This is a genomic window from Anabaenopsis sp. NIES-4685 (genome assembly GCF_059725405.1).
Genome location: NZ_AP043602.1, coordinates 146,569 through 168,867, shown reverse-complemented (window position 1 = coordinate 168,867; position 22,299 = coordinate 146,569). Strand labels below are relative to the sequence as shown.

Below are 22,299 nucleotides of genomic sequence, written 5' to 3'. Positions count from 1 at the left end.
CATTACACTAAAGATTTACAGTATAGTATTTTGACAATCTGGATTTTTTATCTGGATTTTTTAATCATTTAAATATCAGGGTTTATATGCTTACTCTTAATCTCAAGACAACTCACAAACCTGTTAAGCAGTATTATCAAGAATTAGAACAGTTTAAAAAATTGGGCGTTGTCCACGAAACCGCCGTTAAAGCTGCTTTTCAAAAGTTACTCGAATCCTGCGGTCAACAGTTCCAATGGACTCTCATCCAAGAATATGGACTAAAAAGAGAAAAAAAACAACAGCTACGAATAGATGGAGCTTTAGTAGATGACTATAATTTACCCCGTGCTTACTGGGAAGCTAAAGACACGAAAGACGACCTAAAAAAAGAAGTACAGAAAAAATTCGCTAAGGGTTACCCCAAAGATAATATTATTTTTCAGCAACCAGATCGAGCCATTCTCTACCAAGATGGTAAATGTATTCTAGATGAAGACATCACCAAACCCCAAAATTTAGTCGATGTAGTCCGACATTTATTTGAATATCGCCCCCCAGCTATTGAACAATGGGATAAAGCAGTCGAAGAGTTTGGTGTGCGGGTGAAGGAACACGCAACGGCTTTACTAGAATTAATTCGGGAACAAAAAAAGAAGAATAAAAAGTTTATTGATGCTTTTGGTGATTTCTTCCAACTTTGTCGCCAGTCAATTAACCCAAACTTGTCAGAAGCAGCGGTAGAAGAAATGTTAATTCAACATTTATTAACCGAGCGAATTTTTAGAAGTGTCTTTAACAATCCTGACTTTACCCAACGTAATATTATTGCAGCAGAAATTGAAAAAGTAATTAATGCATTAACTTCTAGGTCTTTTAGTAGGAGTCATTTTTTAAGTAGTTTAGATAGATTTTACGGTGCAATTGAAGAAACCGCCGCCACCATTGATGATTTTTCTCGTAAGCAAGACTTTCTCAATAAAATTTATGAGCGATTTTTTCAAGGTTTTTCCGTCAAAGTTGCAGATACCCACGGGATTGTATATACTCCCCAACCCATTGTAAATTTTATGGTCAGGAGTGTAGAAGAGATTTTACAAAAAGAGTTTAATCAGTCCTTAGTTGACCCAGGTGTACATATCCTTGACCCCTTTGTGGGGACTGGTAACTTTATCATCCGGGTAATGCGGGAAATTGTCGAGATCCAAAAGTCCGCTTTACCTCACAAATATGACCATGAGTTACATTGTAATGAGGTGATGTTATTACCTTATTATATTGCCTCCCTCAATATTGAACATGAATATTTTGAGCAGGTGGGAGAATATAAACCTTTTCCAGGAATATGTTTAGTTGATACCTTTGAAGACCAAAATATTACACAGTTAGATTTATTTAGCCCGGAAAATATGCAACGGGTAAAAAGACAAAGACAATCAGATATATTTGTGATTATTGGGAATCCTCCTTATAATGTCGGTCAGATGAATGAAAATGATAATAATAAAAATAGGAAATATACTAATAAAGATAAAACTGGTGTAGATGACCGGGTAGCTGCAACCTACGCCAAAGCCTCAAAGGCGACAAATAAAAATAAACTTTCAGATACCTATGTCAAAGCCATTCGCTGGGCGAGTGATAGAATTGGGGAGGAGGGGATTATTGCTTTTGTCACTAATAACGGTTTTATTGATGCGCTATCTTTTGATGGGATGCGTGAATTTATCGAAAGAGAATTTACTAACATCTATATTTTTGATTTAGGCGGTAATATCAGAAAGCGGACAGATAAACCTGTTTATAATGTCTTTGGTATTCAGGTAGGTGTGAGTGTGAATATCTTTGTGAAGAAAAAGTGATTGCTGACAAACTAGAATTTGAGATGGTGATGAAACTGCCTCAAAAATGCTTGCTCAGATTGCTAAGAAAACCGGATTATAACCAAAGGATTTATGAAAAAAGCCAAAATATACTACGCCGCAATAGATGACACCTGGACAAAAGAACAAAAGTTAGCCTATTTAGAAAAACTTGAGCATACTGGTAATGTAGAATGGCAAGAAATTACACCAGATAAAAATTATAATTGGTTAACCAGTGAGTTAAAACTAGATTATCATGAATTTTTACCTATAGGTAATAAAGAGACAAAATCTACATCTGTAAATACTTCAGCCATTTTTTCACTTTACAGCTTAGGTATTAATACAAATAGGGATAATTGGGTTTATAGTTATCAAGTTGAGGATTTAATTAAAAATATCAATGTTTTAATTGAAACTTATAACGAACAGGTTTTTAAGTGGAAAACCAGCAAGAAATCTGAACAAAATATTGACTCTTTTGTTTTATATGATGACGAAAAAATCAAATGGAGTAGTAAATTAAAACAATTATTAAATGCTGGTGTTTCTACAGAATTTAATTTAGCCAACATCAGAATAGCTCTGTATAGGCCATTTACTTCACAGTATGTTTATTTTGATCAAGTTTTAATTCATAGACGTGGGAAGTTCCCTGTAATATTCCCCAATCCTGAAACTGAGGCAGAAAATCGGGTGATTTGTCTTACTGGTTCTGGGTCTGAAAAGCCGTTTATGATATTTATATGTAACCAGATTTGCGATTTACATCTTGTTGGTGGGGGATGTGGTACTCAATGTTTCCCCTTTTACACCTACAAGGAAGACGGAACAAACCGCCAAGAAAACATCACAGACTGGGCATTGTCAACATATCGCCACCATTACCAAGATACCACAATTACAAAATGGGACATCTTCTACTACATCTATGCAGTCCTCCATCATCCCCACTACCGGGAACGCTACGCAGCCAACCTCAAAAAAGAACTTCCCCGCATTCCCTACGCTCCTGACTTTCACCCCTTTGTCACCGCAGGAAAACGACTCGCAGAAATTCATATCAACTACGAAAAACAGCCCCAATATCGCCTCAAACATCTAGAAAATAAAGACTTACCCATAGATTGGCTTGTGGAGAAAATGCGCCTATCCAAAGATAAAACCCAAATCAAATATAATGATTTTCTCACCCTAACCGGTATACCCCCAGAAGTGTTTAACTACCGTCTGGGTAACCGTTCCGCCCTGGATTGGATTATAGACCAATATCAAGTTAAGACAGATAAACTGAGCGGAATTACCAATGATCCCAACCGCCTTGATGATGAGCAGTATATAGTCAGGTTAGTTAAACAAGTCATTACCGTTAGTTTAGAAACTGTGAAGATTGTAGAAGAATTACCAGATTTAGCTTTACCAAATGATTAAGCATAGTGTTACACTGAAGTTTAGATACTAAGAATACTTGATTATGTCACTTTTAAAGCTACTACAATCACTAGTTACCGGTAGTCATAATCCTGAACTGGAAGCTGCAAGACAACAGCATGATAGTTTACCCCAAAGCGAATACTTTCGGGGGGCGAGAGTTTCAAAAGAGCAATTGGAAAGAGACAAACAAATAAGTTCTCAGAGGGGTTATGAGCTAGGCCAGATTTTGGCAGTGGCCATTAGAGAATACTACCCTCCTGCGGAACAAAAAAAAGTTGCTGATAGCCTCTTGAAAGCCTTAGCACAGCTGGCGACAAAAGCCAGGATATTTCCTGACATGGACTATGAAAATATTTGGTATACAGATTATTATGATCTAATTGAGTTAGCGAAAGACATGGGTTTAGGAGATCCAACCTTACCTCACTGGCCCGAAGAGTCAAACCGCTTCAATCGCTATTTAGAACTGACATCCTCGGATATCGTGCAAATATTTCTAGCTTTTTCGGAAGAGGCTTTACTTGATGAATATAAATTTGGCGCAGATGTAGATAGGTGGGTGCAATATTTGTTAAGGGAAACATTGAAATCTAGATATAGGTTAGCCCGTCAAAGACAAAAACAGGAGGAAGCTTTGCGTTTCTCCCCGGGAATTTTGAAGACAAAGGAGCAGAATAGAGATGGTTATACTTTAAATGAGTAAACCATATTCCTCTGAGATTTAATACCTTGATTGCAGCATAGGGATACAATAACTCTCCCTCTGTCGGTCTGTGCGCCTGTGGGTGCAAAAATCTCCCCCAACTAGAAAACTTAATTAAAAGGTGTGCTGGGCGACAACACACCCTAAAATTTACAGTGCATTTTATCTGAGTGAGGTACAGATGGGCGGGCAGGATGCCCACCCCACAAGATTTATGATATTAAGGTGTGTACTTTATTTACTTGAAAATTGCTGTATTTTAAATTTATTTTCTCCAACCATTTAATTAACCACACCTCTTAAACCTCAACATTCAACCGTAAACGCAAGCGATCATTTTCAAATCTCAACCGTTCATTTTCCTGTTGCAACTGAAAAATCATATCTTGCAACTCTTCCATCTGCGACTTTTTATTAATAGCTTGTGCAATAGCCACCTTGCGATTTTCTAAACTAAACCACCTTTGATAAATAGATGTGTGCATATTTACGGAATGACCCAAATTATCAGCAGCAGCTTTAATAGGAATCCCCATTAAATGGGCGCGAATCGCCCAAGCGTGGCGTAAATCATAAGGTTGAAAAGGGATACCCACAAATCTAAACCACCTGTCCGTACCATGACGAGCCGAGTTAATTTGTTTATTAGTAACTTTACCGTGAATTTTGGCTTTTAATAATTCAATAGCCTCTGTGTCAGTCTTTAAATTAAAGGTTTCTACCCAGTGGGGATATAATGGTAAAGCTTCCCTTTCACCGGTTTTACACTCTTGATTTACTCGCCAAGTATTGACGATATTATCTGAAGATAACCACCAATCTAAATCAGGATTAACAAAAATTTCCCTAGGTCTTAATCCATAGGTGGCTAACATTCCGTATACCCAGCGCCATAGTTTCCAATTATTCCTATCTTCCCTAGTGAGTAATTTACTAGGGCGGTTGATTGAGTAGGTTTCAAATTTAAGATATTCTTGCTCTATATCTACATCCCTGGGTATATCACGCTGACGTTGAGCAGTAGGTTTTATTTTTAAATTACTCAGTTCTGGGACTTCTAAACCAGAAGATTTACACAGCACCCGAATAACTTTAATTAGCTCATTTTTCACACTATCTGAAGAATTACAAAGTTTTACAGCTGTAATAAAGTTAATATCTATTGCTAATTTTTCTTTGGGTAGGTGTTTTTGAGCAATATAAAAATAGCTACTAAATGTATTTTCACTTTTCAGGTTACGTTTTCTAGTTTGAAAATAATTGACCTCGAAATCTGCAATTAAATCACCAATAGTTTTGTTTGTAACTTTATTGCGAGTTTTACCTAAGTATTTTTCAGTCCATTGAAACTGTTTTCTGGCTATTAACTTTCCTAGCTCATAGGCTTCTTCTTCTGCAGTCCGTAAGCCATCAAAATTAAAGGGAATACCCAAAGAAATATCATATTGCTTTGTTCCTATACCGTTTTTGTCAAAATCTCCTGGTTTAATGGGTAGGGTGCTTCTCAGTTGTAGTGACTTACCAGATTTTCTGACGGAAACATTCACCCTAGCAGCTTTGAGTCTATTATTTACAGCTTTTAATTCCGTTTCTAGTTTTGCTATCAGGTGATTTTCTTGATTTGTAACTGCTTGCATTCTACCTATATATCCCCCATCGCTGCTGGCTGTTTGGTGAAAATCGGCAAATGCTTCCTGTGTTCTGTTCATACCCTAGATTTACCCTGATAAAAAAACTGTTCATCATTGACAATGATGACAGCAAACATTGTTAAAAATGAACATTTACAGCTTATAAGGATAATATTACCGCTCTTGATCGTGAAGGTAAAGCACAAGAAATCTACATCGTTACCTCCGGTGAAATGATGGCGATGTATGCTGCTAACAACATCGCTCGTGGTGTTCTTAAATATGCTCACACCGGCGGTGTGCGCTTAGGTGGTTTGATTTGTAACAGCCGTAAGGTTGACCGCGAAATCGAATTGATTGAAACTCTGGTTGCACGTTTGAACACCCAGATGATTCACTTCGTACCCCGCGACAACATCGTTCAACACGCTGAATTGCGTCGGATGACAGTTAACGAGTATGCACCTGACAGCAATCAAGCTAATGAATACCGTGAATTAGCTAGAAAGATCATCAACAACAAAAACCTCACCATCCCCACTCCTATCGAGATGGATGAATTAGAAGCACTGTTGATCGAGTTCGGTATTCTCGAAAGCGACGAAGAAGCAGAAAAACTGTTAGCAGCAGAGAAGGCAGCAGCTAAGTAATAACACACAGGGAAAAAGGAAAAGGTAAGAATTATCTCTGACCTTTTACCTTTGACCTTCCCCCCTATCCTTTAGGGGAATTCCATCTACCTTATCCCCAGATCCTTACTAACTTGAGAGGCTAAAATGACACCTCCAGAAAACAACAAGATTGTCGAAGAAAGAAAAGAACTTATTAAAGAAGTTCTAGAAGCTTACCCTGATAAAGCTAAGAAAAAACGCGAAAAGCACTTAAACGTATTTGAAGAAGGTAAGAGCGATTGCGGCGTTAAGTCTAACATCAAATCTCTTCCTGGTGTAATGACCGCCCGTGGTTGTGCTTATGCAGGTTCTAAGGGTGTGGTTTGGGGTCCTATTAAGGACATGATCCACATCAGCCACGGTCCTGTAGGTTGCGGTTACTGGTCTTGGTCTGGTCGTCGTAACTACTACATTGGTACTACAGGTGTTGATACCTTTGGTACTATGCACTTTACCTCTGACTTCCAAGAACGGGATATCGTTTTCGGTGGTGACAAAAAACTACTGAAATTAATCCAAGAGTTGGAAGAATTATTCCCTCTAAACCGTGGTGTTTCTATTCAGTCTGAATGTCCCATCGGTCTAATTGGGGATGACATCGAAGCTGTAGCTAAGAAAGCAGCAAAAGAGATTGATAAGCCTGTTGTTCCTGTACGTTGCGAAGGTTTCCGCGGTGTTTCCCAGTCCTTGGGTCACCACATCGCTAACGACATGATTCGTGACTGGGTATTCCCCAGAGCCGACAAAGCTAAGGCTGACGGTACACTTAACTTTGAATCTACCCCCTATGACGTAGCCATTATCGGTGACTACAACATCGGTGGTGATGCTTGGACTAGCCGGATCTTACTAGAAGAAATCGGCTTGCGTGTAGTTGCTCAATGGTCTGGTGATGGCACCATCAACGAAATGTTGATGACTCCCAACGTCAAGATGAACCTCATCCACTGTTACCGCTCGATGAACTACATCAGCCGTCACATGGAAGAGAAATATGGTATTCCCTGGTTAGAATACAACTTCTTTGGTCCTACCAAGATTGCTGAGTCCTTACGGGAAATTGCCTCTAAGTTTGACTCCAAGATCCAAGAAAACGCTGAGAAGGTGATCGCTAAGTATCAGCCTACCATGGATGCGATCGTTAACAAGTATCGCCCCCGTTTGGAAGGTAAGACTGTCGCCATGATGGTTGGTGGTCTGCGTCCTCGCCACGTTGTCCCAGCTTTCCAAGACTTGGGTATGAAAATGATTGGTACTGGTTATGAGTTCGCTCATAACGACGACTACAAACGTACCACTCACTACATCGAAAATGGCACCATCGTTTACGACGACGTAACTGCTTACGAGTTTGAAGAGTTTGTTAAGGCTCTTAAACCAGACTTAATTGCTTCCGGTGTGAAAGAGAAGTACGTCTTCCAAAAGATGGGTCTACCTTTCCGTCAAATGCACTCTTGGGATTACTCCGAACCTGGTCACGCTGCTTGAAAGCTGCGTTAAATTAGGGTGATGCAATTATGGATTTAATATAAGTTAATTTTTAGCCTAAATTCAATTAATTATGTTCTACAATAACATTGATTATTGCTGACAGTCAATATTCAATATCTTAATTTATATGTATTCGGGTAATTGTTAAATTTTCCTGATTGGTAAATTTGTCAAATGATAAACATTTTTTCATGTATTTATTTTAGACTAAAATTTTGATTTGATTGGCTAAAAGTGCGATCGCATCAACAGACAATAGATATACAGTAAAACACCCTACGAAATTACCTAAATAGTTTACAGTCATCTCATCCCAGATAAACACAAAAGCGGGTTTTTATGTCAATGATAACACTCAAAGATGTACAACAGGTAAAAACAGCCTTGAGTTAAGCTGGATTAGATGTAGATTTAAAGTTACATATACATTACATACAGGCGATCGCCATACCAGCTTGCGATCGCTTTTGTAAGTCATCGAGTATTGATTATTTGATCAACCAACCTTAACCCTGCATTTTCCGACCTTAAGCTTTCATTCTCTAACCTCAATCTTTCATTCTCCTCCCGCATTAACTCAACCTCATTCCTCCTACTCAAAGCCTGATTAATCGCCAACTTTCGCATATCCAGAGAGAACCAACGCTGATAAGTTTGTGTATGAACTTGCACACTATGACCTAAATTATCCGCAGCGGCTTTAATTGGTATCCCTAAAATATGCGCCCGAATCGCCCAAGCGTGACGTAAATCATAGGGCTTAAAATCTAACCCAATTTTCCGAAACCACCAACTAACTCGTTGAGTTAATGCCGTTATTTCCGCATGACTATTCTGATTTTTCTTACTAATCGCAGTTGCCAACATCTCTAAATACAGAGGATTTCTCAAATCAAATTCCCAAATCCATTCTTGATGTAATGGTAATGCTTGTCTTTCCCCAGTCTTACAATCTTTATGAACTTTCCAAGTAAAATCTATATTTTCTGGACATAACCACCAATCGATATCAGGATTAATAAATAATTCCCGTGGGCGCAACCCAAACACCGCCAACATACCATAAGTCCACCGCCAAAGCTGCCAGCTATTTTTGACATTTTCATTAACTTGATTACCTCTGTGATTTAAGTAATCTTCAAACTTAATAATTCCCGCCAGTATTTCAGCATCCGTGGGTATATTCCGGGAATTATTCTCCGGGATTTTAGAATATGGAGATAAATCTATTTCAATTTTAAAAGTTTGGCAAAATGCAGATATAGCTCTGGTAGCATTATATCTTGCCCATTCCTTATCTATTTTTGTAATTGCACTAATTAAATTTTCAGGTGTTGCTAAATCCTCTAAATTAGTAAACCGCTTGGTTCGGGAAAAATAATAAAAAAAAGTATGTTCACTTTTGGTAGTGCGTTTGTGAGTTTTAAAATACTCCTCCTCAAACTGTGCTAATAACTCACCTATAGTTTTAAATTCTTGTTTAATCGCCTCATTACCTAAATATTTATCATTCCATGTAAAGGTTTTTCTAGCGATTAACTTACCTAATTCATAAGCTTCTTCCTCAGCCGTTTTCAGTCCATCCAAGTTAGCCGGAATATTCAAGCTGAGATTATATTGTTTTTTTCCAGTCCCTCTTGTGTCCTGATCCCCAGGTTTAATTGGTAAGGTCGCCCGCAATTGCAGACTTCCATTTGATTCTCTCACCGTTACCTTCGCCTTTGCAGATTTCAAGCGCAGATTTACTTGTTCTAACTCTACTAATACTTTTGTTCTCATGTGTTCTCTTTGCTGTTGTGCTTGCAGACTGGAGCCGAGAAACTGCCGTCAGTAGATGGAAATGGTTCTAAGTCTGTAAAAGCTTCTTGATACTTGTCTTTACCCTGATGATGCATTGCTATGGTTTAGCCTATATTTAGCCTAAAAATAAATGTGTTATCAGCAAACAATGTTTATCACTACCATTGCTTACCACAAACATTAAGACATTTAGAGCTATTAAACCATAAAAAGAAATACTCCGGTCCTTATCACGGTTATGATGGCTTCGCTATCTTCGCTCGCGATATGGATTTGGCACTCAATAGCCCAACCTGGGGACTAATTGGCGCTCCCTGGAGCAAAAAGGCTGACGCTAAAGCTAAAGCCAAAGCTACCGCCTAAATCAGTGGAAAAAGGATAAATAGGGATGGCCTGGGGTCTTAGCCCCAGGGGAGGAGTTGGGAATTCAAAGTTCAAAATTCAAAAGTTAAAAGTTAATTTTGATTTTTGCATTCTGAATTTTGAGTGACATTCCCACCCCCATCCTTAAATTCCGGTCAAATTTCCCAATTACTAACGAATCATGTAAGCTTGGAGAACCAGCAAATGCCTCAGAATCCAGATAAAATTCAAGACCACGTTGAGTTATTTCACCAACCAGAGTACAAGCAACTCTTCCAAAACAAGAAGGAATTTGAAAACGGTCACAGCCCCGAAGAAATCGAACGGGTTGCAGAATTGAACAAGGGTTGGGAATATCGCGAAAAGAACTTTGCTCGTGAAGCATTAACCATCAACCCTGCTAAAGGTTGCCAACCTTTAGGTGCAATTTTTGCTGCTGTGGGTTTTGAAGGCACTTTACCCTTTGTACAAGGTTCTCAAGGTTGCGTTGCATACTTCCGTACCCACTTAACCCGTCACTACAAAGAACCATTCTCTGGTGTGTCTTCTTCCATGACTGAAGACGCAGCGGTATTCGGTGGTATGCAGAACATGATTGATGGGTTGGCTAACTCTTACCAACTCTACAAGCCCAAGATGATTGCTGTTTGCACCACCTGTATGGCTGAGGTTATTGGTGATGACTTACAAGCTTTCATCAACAACGCTAAGGATGCTGGTTCAGTTCCTAAGAATTTCCCAGTCCCTTACGCTCACACACCTAGCTTTGTTGGTTCCCACATCACTGGTTACGACAACATGATGAAGGGTATTCTTTCTAACCTCACCGCAGGTCAGAAGAAAGCTACCAGCAATGGCAAAATCAACTTTATCCCAGGTTTTGACACCTACGTAGGCAACAACCGTGAAATCAAGCGTATTGCAGGTTTATTCGGTTTTGACTACACCATTCTAGCTGATAACAGTGACTACCTGGATTCACCCAACACAGGTGAATTCGATATGTATCCCGGTGGTACTAAGTTGGAAGATGTCGCAGACTCCATCAACGCTAAGGCTACAGTGTTTCTGCAAGCGCACTCCACAGTTAAGACCCGTGAGTACATTGAAAAAGAATGGAAGCAAGAAGTTGTAGTTTCCCGTCCTTGGGGTATTAAGGCTACTGACGAGTTCTTGATGAAACTCAGTGAATTGAGCGGTAAGCCCATTCCCCAAGAGTTGGAAATCGAACGCGGTCGCGCAGTTGATGCCATGACCGACTCCCACGCTTGGTTACACGGTAAGCGCTTCGCTATCTACGGTGAGCCAGACTTGGTATACAGCGTAGTTGGTTTCATGTTAGAAATGGGTGCTGAACCTGTGCATATCTTGGTTCACAACTCCAATGACGTGTTTGAAAAAGAACTTCAAGCTCTACTAGATTCTAGTCCTTTTGGTCAAGGCGCAACCATCTGGGGTGGTAAAGACCTATGGCATATGCGTTCTTTACTGTTCACTGAACCTGTAGACTTGCTGATTGGTAACTCCTATGGTAAGTACCTGTGGCGTGATTGTAAGGTTCCCCTGGTAAGAATTGGTTATCCTATCATGGACCGCCACCACTTACACCGCTACAGCACTATCGGTTATCAAGGTGTGATCAACTTGCTCAACTGGATTGTCAATACAATCTTTGAAGAAATCGATCGCAACACCAATATTCCTTCTAAAACAGATATTTCTTACGACTTGATTCGCTAAGAATTGCAGAGTGCTAATCAAAGGTAAGGAAGGGGAGTAAGGGCTAGGGGCAAAAAGGGTGATACTCATCCCCAGCGCCCCTAGAGCCACTACTTACCTTTTTCTGGCAAATTACATCTTTACTGGAGGTATCTATTATGGAAACTATACATCATACTCACTCTGATCATCATTACCATCCACCTAACTATCAAAAGTCTGGTTGGTTTCAGAAAATCTTCAATCCTCTGCGTGGTTTAATAGATGGGATTGAAGTGAGAAATTATCATCTTGCTCATATAATCTGCCAGGTCATTCCTTGCTGTTGTCCCTTTGAGCGTAATGTTAATTTATTCGGGCGGACTTTGCATATTCCGGCTTTGTGTAAACTCAATCCTGTATATGATGAGTTGGTGGCTATGCGTTTTCGGGCTTTATCTTTTCTGGCTGATGAACGTGGGGAAGATGTCACCAAGTATATTTGTTAGGCAGTGATATTGATTTTTTAATGCTCTTGCAAAAGTACATTTTATGATAAGTAGTCCACAGATGAACACAGATTATTATTAATGGTTTATCCGGTGTGAATGTGGTCGGGAGAGGAGTTTTGCAAGCAGTCTATTAGTTACTATTTAACACGTCGATCTAGCAAGAGAAGAGACATGAAAATTACCCAAGGCAAAATTAATGAGCTGCTGAGTGAGTCGGGATGTGAACACAATCAGCACAAACAGGGTGAGAAGAAAAATAAGTCTTGTACCCAACAAGCCCAGCCCGGTGCGGCTCAAGGAGGTTGCGCTTTTGATGGTGCAATGATTGCTTTGGTGCCAATCACTGATGCGGCTCATTTGGTCCATGGGCCTATTGCCTGTGCTGGTAATTCTTGGGGTAGTCGTGGTAGTCTTTCCTCTGGTCCCCAACTCTACAAGATGGGTTTTACTACCGATTTGAGTGAGAATGATGTGATTTTCGGGGGTGAAAAGAAGCTCTATCAGGCGATTCTGCAACTTAAAGAACGCTACAATCCCCCAGCCATTTTTGTCTACGCTACTTGTGTCACTGCTTTGATTGGCGATGATATAGATGCTGTTTGCAAGGCGGCGGCTGAGAAAACTGGTACCCCTGTGATTCCTGTGATTGCTCCGGGGTTCATTGGTAGTAAGAACCTGGGTAACCGCTTTGGTGGTGAGGCTTTGCTGGAATATGTAGTTGGTACGGCAGAACCGGAAACAACTACACCTTATGATATTAACTTGATCGGTGAGTATAATATTGCCGGGGAAATGTGGGGAGTCACACCACTGCTGGAAAAGTTAGGCATTCGTGTTTTATCTAAAATAACGGGTGATGCTCGCTATGACGAGGTTCGTTACGCCCACCGGGCCAAGCTCAATGTGATGATCTGTTCCCGTGCGTTGCTGAATATGGCTAGAAAGATGGAGGAACGTTACAACATTCCTTACATTGAAGAGTCTTTCTATGGCATTGATGATATGAATCGCTGTCTGCGAAATATTGCGGCGCAATTGGGCGATGCTGATTTGCAGGAGCGCACGGAAAAGTTAATTGCCCAAGAAACTGAGCTCTTGATTTGGCTTTGGCTCCCTATCGCGCTCGACTTCAAGGTAAGCGGGTTGTATTATATACCGGTGGTGTCAAGAGTTGGTCGATTATCTCCGCAGCTAAGGACTTGGGTATAGAAGTCGTTGCTACTAGTACTAGAAAAAGTACTGAGGAAGATAAAGCCCGGATCAAGAGGTTGATTGGTAATGATGGCATCATGATGGAGAAGGGTAACGCTAAGGAATTGTTAAAGCTGGTGAAGGACACCGGCGCTGATATGTTGATCGCCGGGGGTCGTAATCAATACACGGCGTTAAAAGCTCGGATTCCCTTCCTGGATATCAACCAAGAACGCCACCATCCCTATGCTGGTTATGTGGGTATGGTGGAAATGGCACGGGAATTATATGAGGCTCTGTATAGCCCTATTTGGGAACAAATACGTAAACCCGCCCCTTGGGAAGAGTCTGAGGGATGAGGGGCGAAGGATTGTCATCTCATAACCAACGACTAGCAGTTTCAGATCCCAGACTTGTTTCATCAACTCCAGACTCTTGAGCATCTACACCAGAACTCCGGGATCTCCAATAGACCAACGAATAAGTATAAATGCCATGGCGATTGTTAATCTTCCTCATAAACCACTTACAGTTAATCCCCTGAAACAAAGCCAAGCTTTAGGTGCATCTTTAGCTTTTTTGGGCTTGAAGGGGATGATTCCTTTATTTCACGGTTCCCAAGGTTGTACTGCCTTCGCTAAAGTTGTGCTTGTACGGCATTTTCGGGAAGCTATTCCCCTAGCCACTACAGCCATGACCGAAGTTACTACTATCTTGGGTGGTGAGGAGAATGTGGAACAAGCAATTCTCACTTTGGTGGAGAAGGTCAATCCGGAAATTATTGGTTTATGTAGTACAGGACTGACGGAAACTAGAGGAGATGAGCTAGAGCGGTTTCTCAAGGAAATCCGCGATCGCCATCAGTCCCTAAATTATCTGCCCATTGTATATGCTACTACCCCAGACTTTAAGGGGGCGTTGCAAGATGGATTTGGGGCGGCTGTGGAAAGTATAGTCAGGGAAATCCCCCAAGCTGGTGGTATCAGAACTGAACAAGTTACTATTTTGGCAGGTTCTGCGTTTACACCGGGGGATATACAGGAAATTAAAGAGATGGTAACAGCCTTTGGTTTAGTGCCAATCTTTGTTCCTGACCTGGGGGCTTCTCTTGATGGTCATTTAGAAGATGGTTATACTGCTATTACAGCTAGTGGTACTACCTTAAAACAACTACGAGATGTAGGTAGTTCAGCCTTTACCATCGCTTTGGGCGAGAGTATGCGACCGGCGGCTAAAATCCTGGAGGAGCGGTTTAATATCCCCTACGAGGTGTTTGGTGAACTGACTGGATTGGAACCGGTAGATGAGTTCCTGCAAGCATTATCTATTCTCAGTAGCAATCCCGTACCGGAAAAATACCGCCGTCAACGTCGCCAGCTGCAAGATGCGATGTTAGATAGTCATTTTTACTTTAGTGCCAAGCGAGTGTCTTTGGCGTTAGAACCGGATTTGTTATGGTCAATGGTTAACTTTCTGCAATCCATGGGAAGTCAAATTCATGGGGCGGTGACTACGACGCGATCGCCGCTGTTGGAAAAACTCCCGGTAAAAAGTGTCACCATCGGCGATTTAGATGATTTTGAGCAATTAGCCCTGGGTTCTGATTTATTGATTGGAAATTCTAATCTAGGTGCGATCGCGAAACGTCTCTCAGTTCCTCTCTATCGTCTAGGTATTCCCATTTACGACCGCTTGGGTAATGGATACTTTACTAAAGTGGGCTACCGAGGCACTATAGAGCTGTTATTTGGCATTGGTAATCTATTTTTAGAGGCTGAAGAAGAGAGAGTTAAACACTTATGGAACTTAGGGAATGGGGATTAAGAATCAATTACTTCTCAATCCCCCATACCCTACACGCAATACCCGATCCTTAATTCACAAAAAAAAGAGAATGAAAATTGCCTTTACCACCAGTGACCGAGTTCACATTAATGCTCACTTCGGATGGGTTAGAGAAATTGATGTTTATGAAATCTCTGACGAGGGATATCAATTTCTGGAAACTCTAAAATTTGAGGGTGATCTCAAAGAAGATGGTAACGAGGATAAAATCACCCCTAAACTTGATGCTTTAGTGGATTGTACCATCGTTTATGTTGCTGCCATTGGTGGTAGTGCCGCAGCCCGTTTAATTAAGAAAGGCGTTACCCCAGTCAAAGCCAAATCAGAAGCAGAAGAAATTAGTGAAGTTCTCACAAAACTAGTAAAAACCCTCAAAGGTAATCCTCCCCCTTGGTTGCGTAAAGCATTGAGACAAACCACTCCTAATTTTGCAGATTAACTTGAAGTTTAAGCCACGGTATGAGTACAAATAATAGTGTGAACGGAAGCAGCGATACAGTAGTCTTCAACTCGCCTTTTCTCAAGACATTAGTCCAGCAAATCCGTGGACAAGACACTTATGGGGTTTATCGTAACTGGTCAGATGAATTAATACTCAAACCCTTTGTAGTTACCAAACAGAAGAAACGGGAAATTTCCCTAGAGGGTGAAGTTGATCCGATTACTCAAGCTCGGATTATGGCATTTTTCCGCGCTGTAGCGGCTGGTGTAGAACAGGAAACAGGCTTAATTTCTCAGGTAGTGCTTGACTTAAGTCATGAAGGATTTGGCTGGGCGCTGGTTTTTTCTGGTCGTCTTTTGCTAACTAAAAAAACCTTGCGTGATGCGCACAGATTTGGTTTTGACTCCCTAGAAAAATTAGCCCAGGAGGGAGAAGCCTATGTGCAGAAAGGTATTGAATTAGGTAAAAGATTCGCCGAGGTAGGTAACCTTTAAAACAGCTTTGGAGATCCCGGACTTCTGGTGTAGATGCTCAAGAGTCTGGAGTTTATGAAAGAAGTCCGGGATCTGAAACTGCTAAATAGATACAAAGGTGTTTATGGGGATTTTTCTGCGGTGTTGATCATAAGGAGTACTAGTGAGCGAAACAAGTATTACAGAACTGAAAAACCAAATTAAGCGCCTGAATAGTAAAGCTGGTCAAATGAAGATGGACCTGCATGATTTAGCTGAAGGTTTGCCCACAGATTACAAAACACTTATGGATGTGGCGGCTGCGACTTATAAAATCTATCAACAGCTAGATGAGCTTAAGCAACAACTCAAAATTCTGGAGAATTCTCAATGAGTGGAACTATGAATGAATTCAAAAAGCTGGTAGATGCGGAGGAATTTTTTAATTTTTTTAATTTGCCCTACGACCAAGAAATTGTCAATGTAAATCGGTTACATATTTTGAAGAAATTTTCGCAATATATGGCGGAAGTTGATGATCATGCTCCTGATTTGAGTACAGAAGAAAGACTTGATCAATATTCTTTGGCTTTGCAAAAAGCTTATGATGTTTTCCTGGAATCAACCCCCCATGAACAAAAGCTGTTCAAGGTGTTTAATGAGAAGCCCAAGAATGTAGTTACGCTGACAGAAATCACTTCTGATTAGGAGGTAAAAAGTGATCAACCTAACGCCTACCGAGTTGGAACGCTATAGTCGCCAAATGATGCTCCCAAATTTTGGCGAACTAGCTCAAAAACGCCTGAAGTCTGCAACAGTTCTGGTTACGGGTGTGGGGGGATTAGGCGGTACGGCGGCGCTTTACTTAGCAGTAGCGGGCGTTGGGCGGCTAATCCTAGTCCGGGGTGGTGACTTGCGCTTGGATGATATGAATCGTCAGATTTTAATGACTGATGATTGGGTAGGTAAGCCAAGGGTATTCAAGGCTAAAGAAACTCTGGAAGCAATTAATCCTGATGTCCAGGTGGAAGTAGTTCATGATTACATCACCCCAGAAAATGTAGACTCGTTGGTACAATCGGCTGATATGGCGCTAGATTGCGCGCACAATTTTACAGAACGCAATTTGCTCAATGAAGCTTGTGTACGCTGGCGTAAACCGATGGTGGAAGCAGCAATGGACGGGATGGAGGCTTACTTAACTACCATTATTCCAGGTGTAACTCCTTGTTTATCCTGTTTGTTTCCAGAAAAGCCGGAATGGGACAGACGTGCTTTTTCAGTTCTCGGCGCTGTCTCTGGGACACTAGCTTGTCTAACAGCGTTGGAAGCGATCAAGCTGATTACTGGGTTTAGTCAACCTCTGTTATCGCAATTGCTGACCATTGACTTGAATCGCATGGAATTTGCCAAGCGCCGTTCTCAGCGCGATCGCGCTTGTCCTGTATGTGGTAACACTGCGCCTTGGAGATATGGTCACTCCCCATCAATGGAAGCTACCAGCAATTGTACAACGTAGTTTTAGTCATAATTGACACAAATCCCCACACTAGAAATCGGCAGGAAAGGTAATGGCTGTTAGCTTAACAGAAAAAGCAGAATTTCGTCTGCGGGCATTTTTACGAAGTTCAGCCTCTGATAATAACGAGACTAAAAAAGGTATCCGTGTATCTGTGCAAAATGGTGGTTGCAGTGGCTATGAATATGGTCTTGAGATCACCAGCAAACCAAAACCAGATGACTTGGTAATTCAGCAGGGGAATGTGCTGATTTATGTTGATGCCAAAAGTGCGCCGTTATTAGAAGGGGTAATCATCGACTTTGTAGAAGGGGTAATGGAAAGTGGCTTTAAGTTCACTAACCCTCATGCAAGTGATACCTGCGGTTGCGGAAAATCCTTCAAAACAGATGATGGCACACCTACGGGGATACCTTGCAAATAGTACTTGGAATTGAACCCCATCAATGTGCTGCTGTCTTCCGCGTTGCTACTCGCAGAGTTCACTAGATAAACTTCGAGAAATCCATCTGAGCGTCTAAATTTTGAGGAGAATCGGAAAATGGCTACCTACCAAGTGAGATTAATCAACAAAAAAGAAGGACTGGACACCACAATTGAAGTAGATGAAGATACTAACATTGTGGATGCAGCAGAAGAAAATGGTATTGAATTACCTTTCTCTTGTCACTCAGGTTCTTGCTCGAGTTGTGTAGGAAAAGTTGTAGAAGGTGAAATTGATCAATCTGATCAAAACTTCTTAGATGACGAGCAAGTATCTAAAGGATTCGCTTTACTTTGCGTTACCTATCCTCGCTCTAATTGCACAATTAAGACCCACCAAGAAGCATATCTTGTATAGAATATTGCTTAAACCGCTACTATCAGCAATATTTGCTTACAGCAGTTTTCACCGAGATAAACTCAAGATTTATTGATATTCATCTGTGTTTATCTGTGGTTCATTATCTTTTCATCTACTACACCCACTGCTAAACTGCAATCAAGATGAAGGATGAAGTATATCCTTCATCTTTTTTTTAATTACAGATTTTTGCCTCAGTACAATTTATCTGTAAGGGCGTAGGTACTGCTGGAATACGGGCTAAAATTCCTTTCTTGAGAGGTTCTGGACGTTCACCCCAGGGTAACAAACCTTGTGGGTGTGCATAATATTTACCAGCACACTGGAATATACCCTCTACTTCTGCTGGCGATAGCTCAGGAGACAGATCCCCGAAAAGATAAGTATATTTATCATGTGAAGCAAAGGAAACAACACAAGAGCGATCGCATGCGCTCATACATTCTACCGGTTGAATCCTAAACTCCGTGTTCAATTCCCAATGGGGATAATGTGCTTGTAAGTGCTTGAGAAGTATTTCTCCCCCACTTTCACCCACACGTTTACCACCTTCCCATTTACTCCCACAGGTTGTACAAACAAATATTGTATGTTCTGCTCTCATCTATACCTCGTAGATTGTAGCTTAATTTACTTTTATATCGGCGGGTATTCTGACTTAGGCAATTTTAAATTTTAAATTTGGTGTTTTTGGTGTTTTAAATCTCAAACTAAAAATCTAAAATCGGTTTACAGCTGCGGGACAGCGCCGGACTTACACCGAACTTTCCCCCTTACCTCTAATAGTTAATTTCTATTAGAACCGAATATATAGTAATTTAGCATATTTTCGTCAAATTTATCACACATTAAATCAGAAAGTTCAGACATCCTGTAAGGCATTTACGGCATCAGTAGCAGTAAGTAAGCTACAACATGGCCTAAATACAAACGATACAAAAAAATATCTAGTTTATTAGATTTGTAATTTAGCTGTATATTTAGCTGCATTTTTAGATTTTCTTCAGCCAATTATTCTACAGATGTATGGGGATCTTTATAAATCATTCATAATTCAAACTTATCAGAGTGATAATATATAAATAAGCTAAATTGTTGCTAGTGAACTTAAATCTCAAAAAACCCTGCCAAGATTTATCTCTGAACTTGGGTGCAGCTAAAACTTCAGCATGACCGGAGATAGATGCAACAAAAAAATCATGATAATCTGCGTAAATCTTATTCTGGACTTTTTCTAGTTCGCTATAAACCTCTATTCAAATTGATGAGTCCGTTTAGGGATATCAAGGATTAGTTATGAATCAGATCAAAAAGCAAAAATTGAGTGAAGTTACCCAGCAATGGCTGATAGCAAATGGTTATAATCCCAATAACTTAAATCGACAAGGTAAAAATGGCGACACAGCCTTGATAAAAGCTACTAGAGAAGGAGTATATGCAGTAGTCAAAGAGCTAATTGACTTAGGCGTGAATATTAATGCCAAAAATTATGATCGCAATAATGCTTTATGGTTTGCTTGTTGTGGTAATCATTATGAGCTAATTAGCTTACTCCTAGCTACAGAAATTGATATTAATAACCAAAATGATAACGGTGCAACTGTTTTAATGTATGCAGCATCAGCAGGGAAGACGGGGGTGGCTAAGTTACTTATACAACACAAACCTAACTTAAATTTAAGGAATTTTGATGATTGTAGGGCTATAGATTTAGCTAGCAATATGGAGATATTAAGGTTACTTCAAAACGCCGAAAGGTAATAATTTAGACAGGCTTTACTAATATGCTACTAAGCATTATTACTTATCTATACAGGTGAGTCCAAATTATGTAGATCCTTACACTCATCCCCATTAATTTAAAGTTTATGCCAAATTTTAGGGGGGTGAAATTAAATCTCAATAATCCCCTGCATTCGTTTATCTGGCTAACTAGTGCAGTTACCCAGGAAAGGGCTTTATATCCTAGGGAGGTTTATCTACTTCGTGGGATGTGGGGAATGGTGGATGGTATCTATCATTTGGAAGTTGACAATAATTGTCTCGCACTCACCTATGAATTAATTGATGATGGAGTATAAAATCATATTATACCAGCAAAAAGTATCAAGTGATGCTTTTTTTAAATTAGTTGTGTTTATTATAGGTCTAGTTGGAAATATCAGGATAGGAGACTAAGATATTGCTTTCTGGATAGCGGTCATCATTTAGGGGTGATTGCAGCATCAGCTGATCTCCATAACCAAGATATACAACTTATTTTTGACTTTGATAAACTTGATGTCAATAGGTTGTTAGGCTTGAAAAATAAAGAGCTTATCACTGCTGGGGTAATCTCAGTCCAAATCCAAGACAAGCCAATTAGAGCTTTGGGACTGCGGGTTTCTTTTGTCTGGGGTACACATTATTTTGAAGCTGATCAATTTATTCAATATAGGTATCAAGCAACCGCTTTGCAGCAGAGTCCAGTACAGCCATTACAACAGCCACAGTTTAACTTTGACAGAGATAAGTTTTATCCTATTGTGTGAAATAGACGTTGAGCGAGACGTTTCCGGAAACAGTTTATTTCTCAAGAAGATTATCTATATCTCTGGCGACAAATCGCACAACCAATACCAACAGATGATTTTGAGAAAATCGAAATTTACTCTGTTATCGCGTAGAGGGGATGTTACCTGGATTATATAAAGGTACACATTTGCTCAAAGCGGGTGATTTCAGAGAACAGACGGGTTACTAATGCGTCAATCAGGCCATTCATTGTCAGAGGTGGCGCTGTAACTTGGTTTTTGGTATCTGAATAGACAAATTATCAAACAGCTATGCAATTAGCTGGTTTTGTGGGAAACAAAATTTATTTAGTTAGCAACTATTTGGGAATTAATTGTACTGTAATTGGTGCTTTTTATGATGAGGAAACTCAAGATGTTCTCTATGGAATGGCTATTGGCAAATAACTAGGATCATAACGAGAGATGGCTAAGAATAATTTCTATTTTGATAGTGATGATTCTCATCCTATGCAGCCGACATCGGCAGATATTATACTACGGCAACAACTAGAGTATTCTATTAGTAGGTATTTTTATCACGGGTGCGATCGCACCATTCAAAATCTACTCTCTAATTGTCGCTGGTATGTGACAACCCGCGCTAATGCGATGACACTAGTAATTGAATGTCCGGATCAAGTTACTAACTGGCGGGTTTTACAAAAAATTGTCCCCATGGGAACATTACTTCACTCTATTATCAGCAGTGCTAAAATTCGGGTTTGTCCCCCCGATAGTCAGGGTGTACCTTTTGAAATGAGGGTAGATGAACTTTCAGTTTATCGTGATTGGGCGTAATTAGTGATTCAATTTACTGACTAATTCTTGAAAAACTAAATCAGCAGAATTTTGCACTACCGGACTTAGCTCTAGTCCTAAATTAAGATTGGCAGCTTCAATCAGGTAAACTGTTACTTGTTGGGGAAAGTCTTGATTAAAGATTTTCCTCCCAGCTGCTAAAGCATGATCCCAGCGAAAATCATGTAAGTTATAACTAGGTTCTGGTAATGCTTCTAGTTCTTGTCCGGGGACTTGAAATACAGCACCTGGTTCTGAACCTGTGGAACTAGCATCAATAATTATTAATTCTTGACTACCTCTAGCTTGAAACATTACTTCCATCCCAGCGGTTCCACAGTCATATACTTGCACATGGGGATGGGGATTTTGGGCTAGATATTGTTGTAGGCGTTGAGCAATAATTACGCCTACAGCGTCGTCACTGCGGTTGAGGTTACCGCAACCGATAATAGTTAACAAGAGTTTTTTAATTAGGTCATCATTGGTGGCTAAATCAGAGGCTG

At 40.2% G+C, this 22,299-nt stretch carries 22 protein-coding genes, 4 pseudogenes and 1 riboswitch; of the genes and pseudogenes, 22 read left to right on the top strand and 4 right to left on the bottom strand.

The genetic code is table 11. The annotated features are described in order from the left end of the window. The first annotated feature begins 86 nt into the window (after window positions 1-86). The 3 genes from AC6IZ0_RS00765 to AC6IZ0_RS00755 all read left to right on the top strand — a co-directional run bounded on the left by AC6IZ0_RS00765 (window position 87) and on the right by AC6IZ0_RS00755 (window position 3,981). Window positions 87-1,841 carry an N-6 DNA methylase gene (locus AC6IZ0_RS00765; protein ID WP_497724702.1) on the top strand — a complete coding sequence of 585 codons (1,755 nt, stop codon included), beginning with the start codon at window positions 87-89 and terminating at the stop codon, window positions 1,839-1,841. Window positions 1,842-1,934: 93 nt separating this feature from the next. Then, window positions 1,935-3,275: a type ISP restriction/modification enzyme gene (locus tag AC6IZ0_RS00760; protein ID WP_497724700.1), complete on the top strand. Its 1,341-nt coding sequence runs from the start codon at window positions 1,935-1,937 to the stop codon at window positions 3,273-3,275. Between the two features lie 43 nt (window positions 3,276-3,318). Beyond that, on the top strand, window positions 3,319-3,981 hold the full coding sequence (locus AC6IZ0_RS00755; protein WP_497724698.1) for a hypothetical protein: 663 nt from the start codon (window positions 3,319-3,321) through the stop codon (window positions 3,979-3,981). Between the two features lie 299 nt (window positions 3,982-4,280). On the opposite strand, the gene AC6IZ0_RS00750 is transcribed toward AC6IZ0_RS00755, so the two are convergent. Then, window positions 4,281-5,690 carry an integrase gene (locus AC6IZ0_RS00750; protein ID WP_497724697.1) on the bottom strand — a complete coding sequence of 470 codons (1,410 nt, stop codon included), beginning with the start codon at window positions 5,688-5,690 and terminating at the stop codon, window positions 4,281-4,283. A gap of 110 nt (window positions 5,691-5,800) precedes the next feature. On the opposite strand from AC6IZ0_RS00750, the pseudogene AC6IZ0_RS00745 reads away from it, so the two are divergent. Together AC6IZ0_RS00745 and nifD are read left to right on the top strand one after the other, a co-directional pair. Further along, window positions 5,801-6,262, top strand: a pseudogene (locus tag AC6IZ0_RS00745) (NifH family ATP-binding protein); the annotation flags it as partial. A 126-nt stretch (window positions 6,263-6,388) separates the two neighbouring features. Next, window positions 6,389-7,771 carry a nitrogenase molybdenum-iron protein alpha chain gene (nifD, locus tag AC6IZ0_RS00740; protein ID WP_497724696.1) on the top strand — a complete coding sequence of 461 codons (1,383 nt, stop codon included), beginning with the start codon at window positions 6,389-6,391 and terminating at the stop codon, window positions 7,769-7,771. A gap of 477 nt (window positions 7,772-8,248) precedes the next feature. Here nifD and AC6IZ0_RS00735 read toward each other — a convergent pair. Next, a pseudogene (locus AC6IZ0_RS00735) lies at window positions 8,249-9,669 on the bottom strand (site-specific integrase). A 109-nt stretch (window positions 9,670-9,778) separates the two neighbouring features. Here AC6IZ0_RS00735 and AC6IZ0_RS00730 point away from each other — a divergent pair. From AC6IZ0_RS00730 to AC6IZ0_RS00675, 12 genes and pseudogenes are all read left to right on the top strand, one after another. Continuing rightward, window positions 9,779-9,937 (top strand): annotated as a pseudogene (locus AC6IZ0_RS00730) (nitrogenase molybdenum-iron protein alpha chain); the annotation flags it as partial. A gap of 204 nt (window positions 9,938-10,141) precedes the next feature. After that, window positions 10,142-11,677 (top strand): nitrogenase molybdenum-iron protein subunit beta, encoded by a 1,536-nt coding sequence (nifK, locus tag AC6IZ0_RS00725; protein ID WP_497724695.1) that lies wholly within the window; start codon window positions 10,142-10,144, stop codon window positions 11,675-11,677. A 137-nt stretch (window positions 11,678-11,814) separates the two neighbouring features. Beyond that, window positions 11,815-12,144, top strand: a complete 330-nt coding sequence (locus tag AC6IZ0_RS00720; protein WP_497724693.1) for a Mo-dependent nitrogenase C-terminal domain-containing protein — start codon at window positions 11,815-11,817, stop codon at window positions 12,142-12,144. A gap of 174 nt (window positions 12,145-12,318) precedes the next feature. Further along, window positions 12,319-13,697: pseudogene (gene nifE / locus AC6IZ0_RS00715) on the top strand (nitrogenase iron-molybdenum cofactor biosynthesis protein NifE). A 136-nt stretch (window positions 13,698-13,833) separates the two neighbouring features. Further along, the gene (nifN, locus tag AC6IZ0_RS00710; RefSeq protein ID WP_497724692.1) at window positions 13,834-15,162 is read left to right on the top strand and encodes a nitrogenase iron-molybdenum cofactor biosynthesis protein NifN; all 1,329 of its coding nucleotides are present in this window, start codon (window positions 13,834-13,836) and stop codon (window positions 15,160-15,162) included. A gap of 70 nt (window positions 15,163-15,232) precedes the next feature. After that, window positions 15,233-15,622 (top strand): nitrogen fixation protein NifX, encoded by a 390-nt coding sequence (nifX, locus tag AC6IZ0_RS00705; protein WP_497724690.1) that lies wholly within the window; start codon window positions 15,233-15,235, stop codon window positions 15,620-15,622. Window positions 15,623-15,642: 20 nt separating this feature from the next. Further along, a complete protein-coding gene (locus AC6IZ0_RS00700; protein WP_271731989.1) occupies window positions 15,643-16,119 on the top strand; it encodes a NifX-associated nitrogen fixation protein in 477 nt (158 codons plus the stop codon). Between the two features lie 142 nt (window positions 16,120-16,261). Further along, window positions 16,262-16,471 carry a CCE_0567 family metalloprotein gene (locus tag AC6IZ0_RS00695; protein ID WP_271731988.1) on the top strand — a complete coding sequence of 70 codons (210 nt, stop codon included), beginning with the start codon at window positions 16,262-16,264 and terminating at the stop codon, window positions 16,469-16,471. Next, entirely contained in the window at window positions 16,468-16,785 is a 318-nt protein-coding gene (gene nifW / locus AC6IZ0_RS00690) for a nitrogenase-stabilizing/protective protein NifW (RefSeq protein ID WP_271731987.1), read from the top strand. Before AC6IZ0_RS00695 ends, nifW begins: the two co-directional genes overlap by 4 nt. A gap of 10 nt (window positions 16,786-16,795) precedes the next feature. Then, complete coding sequence (locus tag AC6IZ0_RS00685; RefSeq protein WP_271731986.1) at window positions 16,796-17,596, top strand: HesA/MoeB/ThiF family protein; 801 nt, start codon at window positions 16,796-16,798, stop codon at window positions 17,594-17,596. Window positions 17,597-17,648: 52 nt separating this feature from the next. Continuing rightward, a complete protein-coding gene (locus AC6IZ0_RS00680; RefSeq protein WP_271731985.1) occupies window positions 17,649-18,020 on the top strand; it encodes a HesB/IscA family protein in 372 nt (123 codons plus the stop codon). Window positions 18,021-18,137: 117 nt separating this feature from the next. Then, window positions 18,138-18,437, top strand: a complete 300-nt coding sequence (locus AC6IZ0_RS00675) for a 2Fe-2S iron-sulfur cluster-binding protein (RefSeq protein ID WP_200987994.1) — start codon at window positions 18,138-18,140, stop codon at window positions 18,435-18,437. A 178-nt stretch (window positions 18,438-18,615) separates the two neighbouring features. On the opposite strand, the gene AC6IZ0_RS00670 is transcribed toward AC6IZ0_RS00675, so the two are convergent. After that, on the bottom strand, window positions 18,616-19,044 hold the full coding sequence (locus AC6IZ0_RS00670) for a DUF1636 family protein (RefSeq protein ID WP_271731982.1): 429 nt from the start codon (window positions 19,042-19,044) through the stop codon (window positions 18,616-18,618). 22 nt (window positions 19,045-19,066) lie between these two features. Next, window positions 19,067-19,262: riboswitch (cobalamin riboswitch) on the bottom strand. Between the two features lie 474 nt (window positions 19,263-19,736). Here AC6IZ0_RS00670 and AC6IZ0_RS00665 point away from each other — a divergent pair. The 5 genes from AC6IZ0_RS00665 (at window position 19,737) to AC6IZ0_RS00645 (ending at window position 21,793) form a co-directional block, all read left to right on the top strand. After that, a complete protein-coding gene (locus AC6IZ0_RS00665; protein WP_271731980.1) occupies window positions 19,737-20,201 on the top strand; it encodes an ankyrin repeat domain-containing protein in 465 nt (154 codons plus the stop codon). Between the two features lie 107 nt (window positions 20,202-20,308). Beyond that, a complete protein-coding gene (locus AC6IZ0_RS00660; RefSeq protein WP_497724687.1) occupies window positions 20,309-20,521 on the top strand; it encodes a hypothetical protein in 213 nt (70 codons plus the stop codon). 132 nt (window positions 20,522-20,653) lie between these two features. Then, window positions 20,654-20,971 carry a hypothetical protein gene (locus AC6IZ0_RS00655; protein WP_497724685.1) on the top strand — a complete coding sequence of 106 codons (318 nt, stop codon included), beginning with the start codon at window positions 20,654-20,656 and terminating at the stop codon, window positions 20,969-20,971. A 294-nt stretch (window positions 20,972-21,265) separates the two neighbouring features. Continuing rightward, a complete protein-coding gene (locus AC6IZ0_RS00650) occupies window positions 21,266-21,400 on the top strand; it encodes a nitroreductase family protein (RefSeq protein ID WP_280793087.1) in 135 nt (44 codons plus the stop codon). An 18-nt stretch (window positions 21,401-21,418) separates the two neighbouring features. Further along, the gene (locus tag AC6IZ0_RS00645; protein ID WP_271731978.1) at window positions 21,419-21,793 is read left to right on the top strand and encodes a hypothetical protein; all 375 of its coding nucleotides are present in this window, start codon (window positions 21,419-21,421) and stop codon (window positions 21,791-21,793) included. On the opposite strand, the gene AC6IZ0_RS00640 is transcribed toward AC6IZ0_RS00645, so the two are convergent. Continuing rightward, window positions 21,794-22,255, bottom strand: coding sequence for a hydrogenase maturation protease (locus AC6IZ0_RS00640; protein ID WP_271731976.1), 462 nt, complete (start codon window positions 22,253-22,255; stop codon window positions 21,794-21,796). Between the last annotated feature and the right edge of the window lie 44 nt (window positions 22,256-22,299).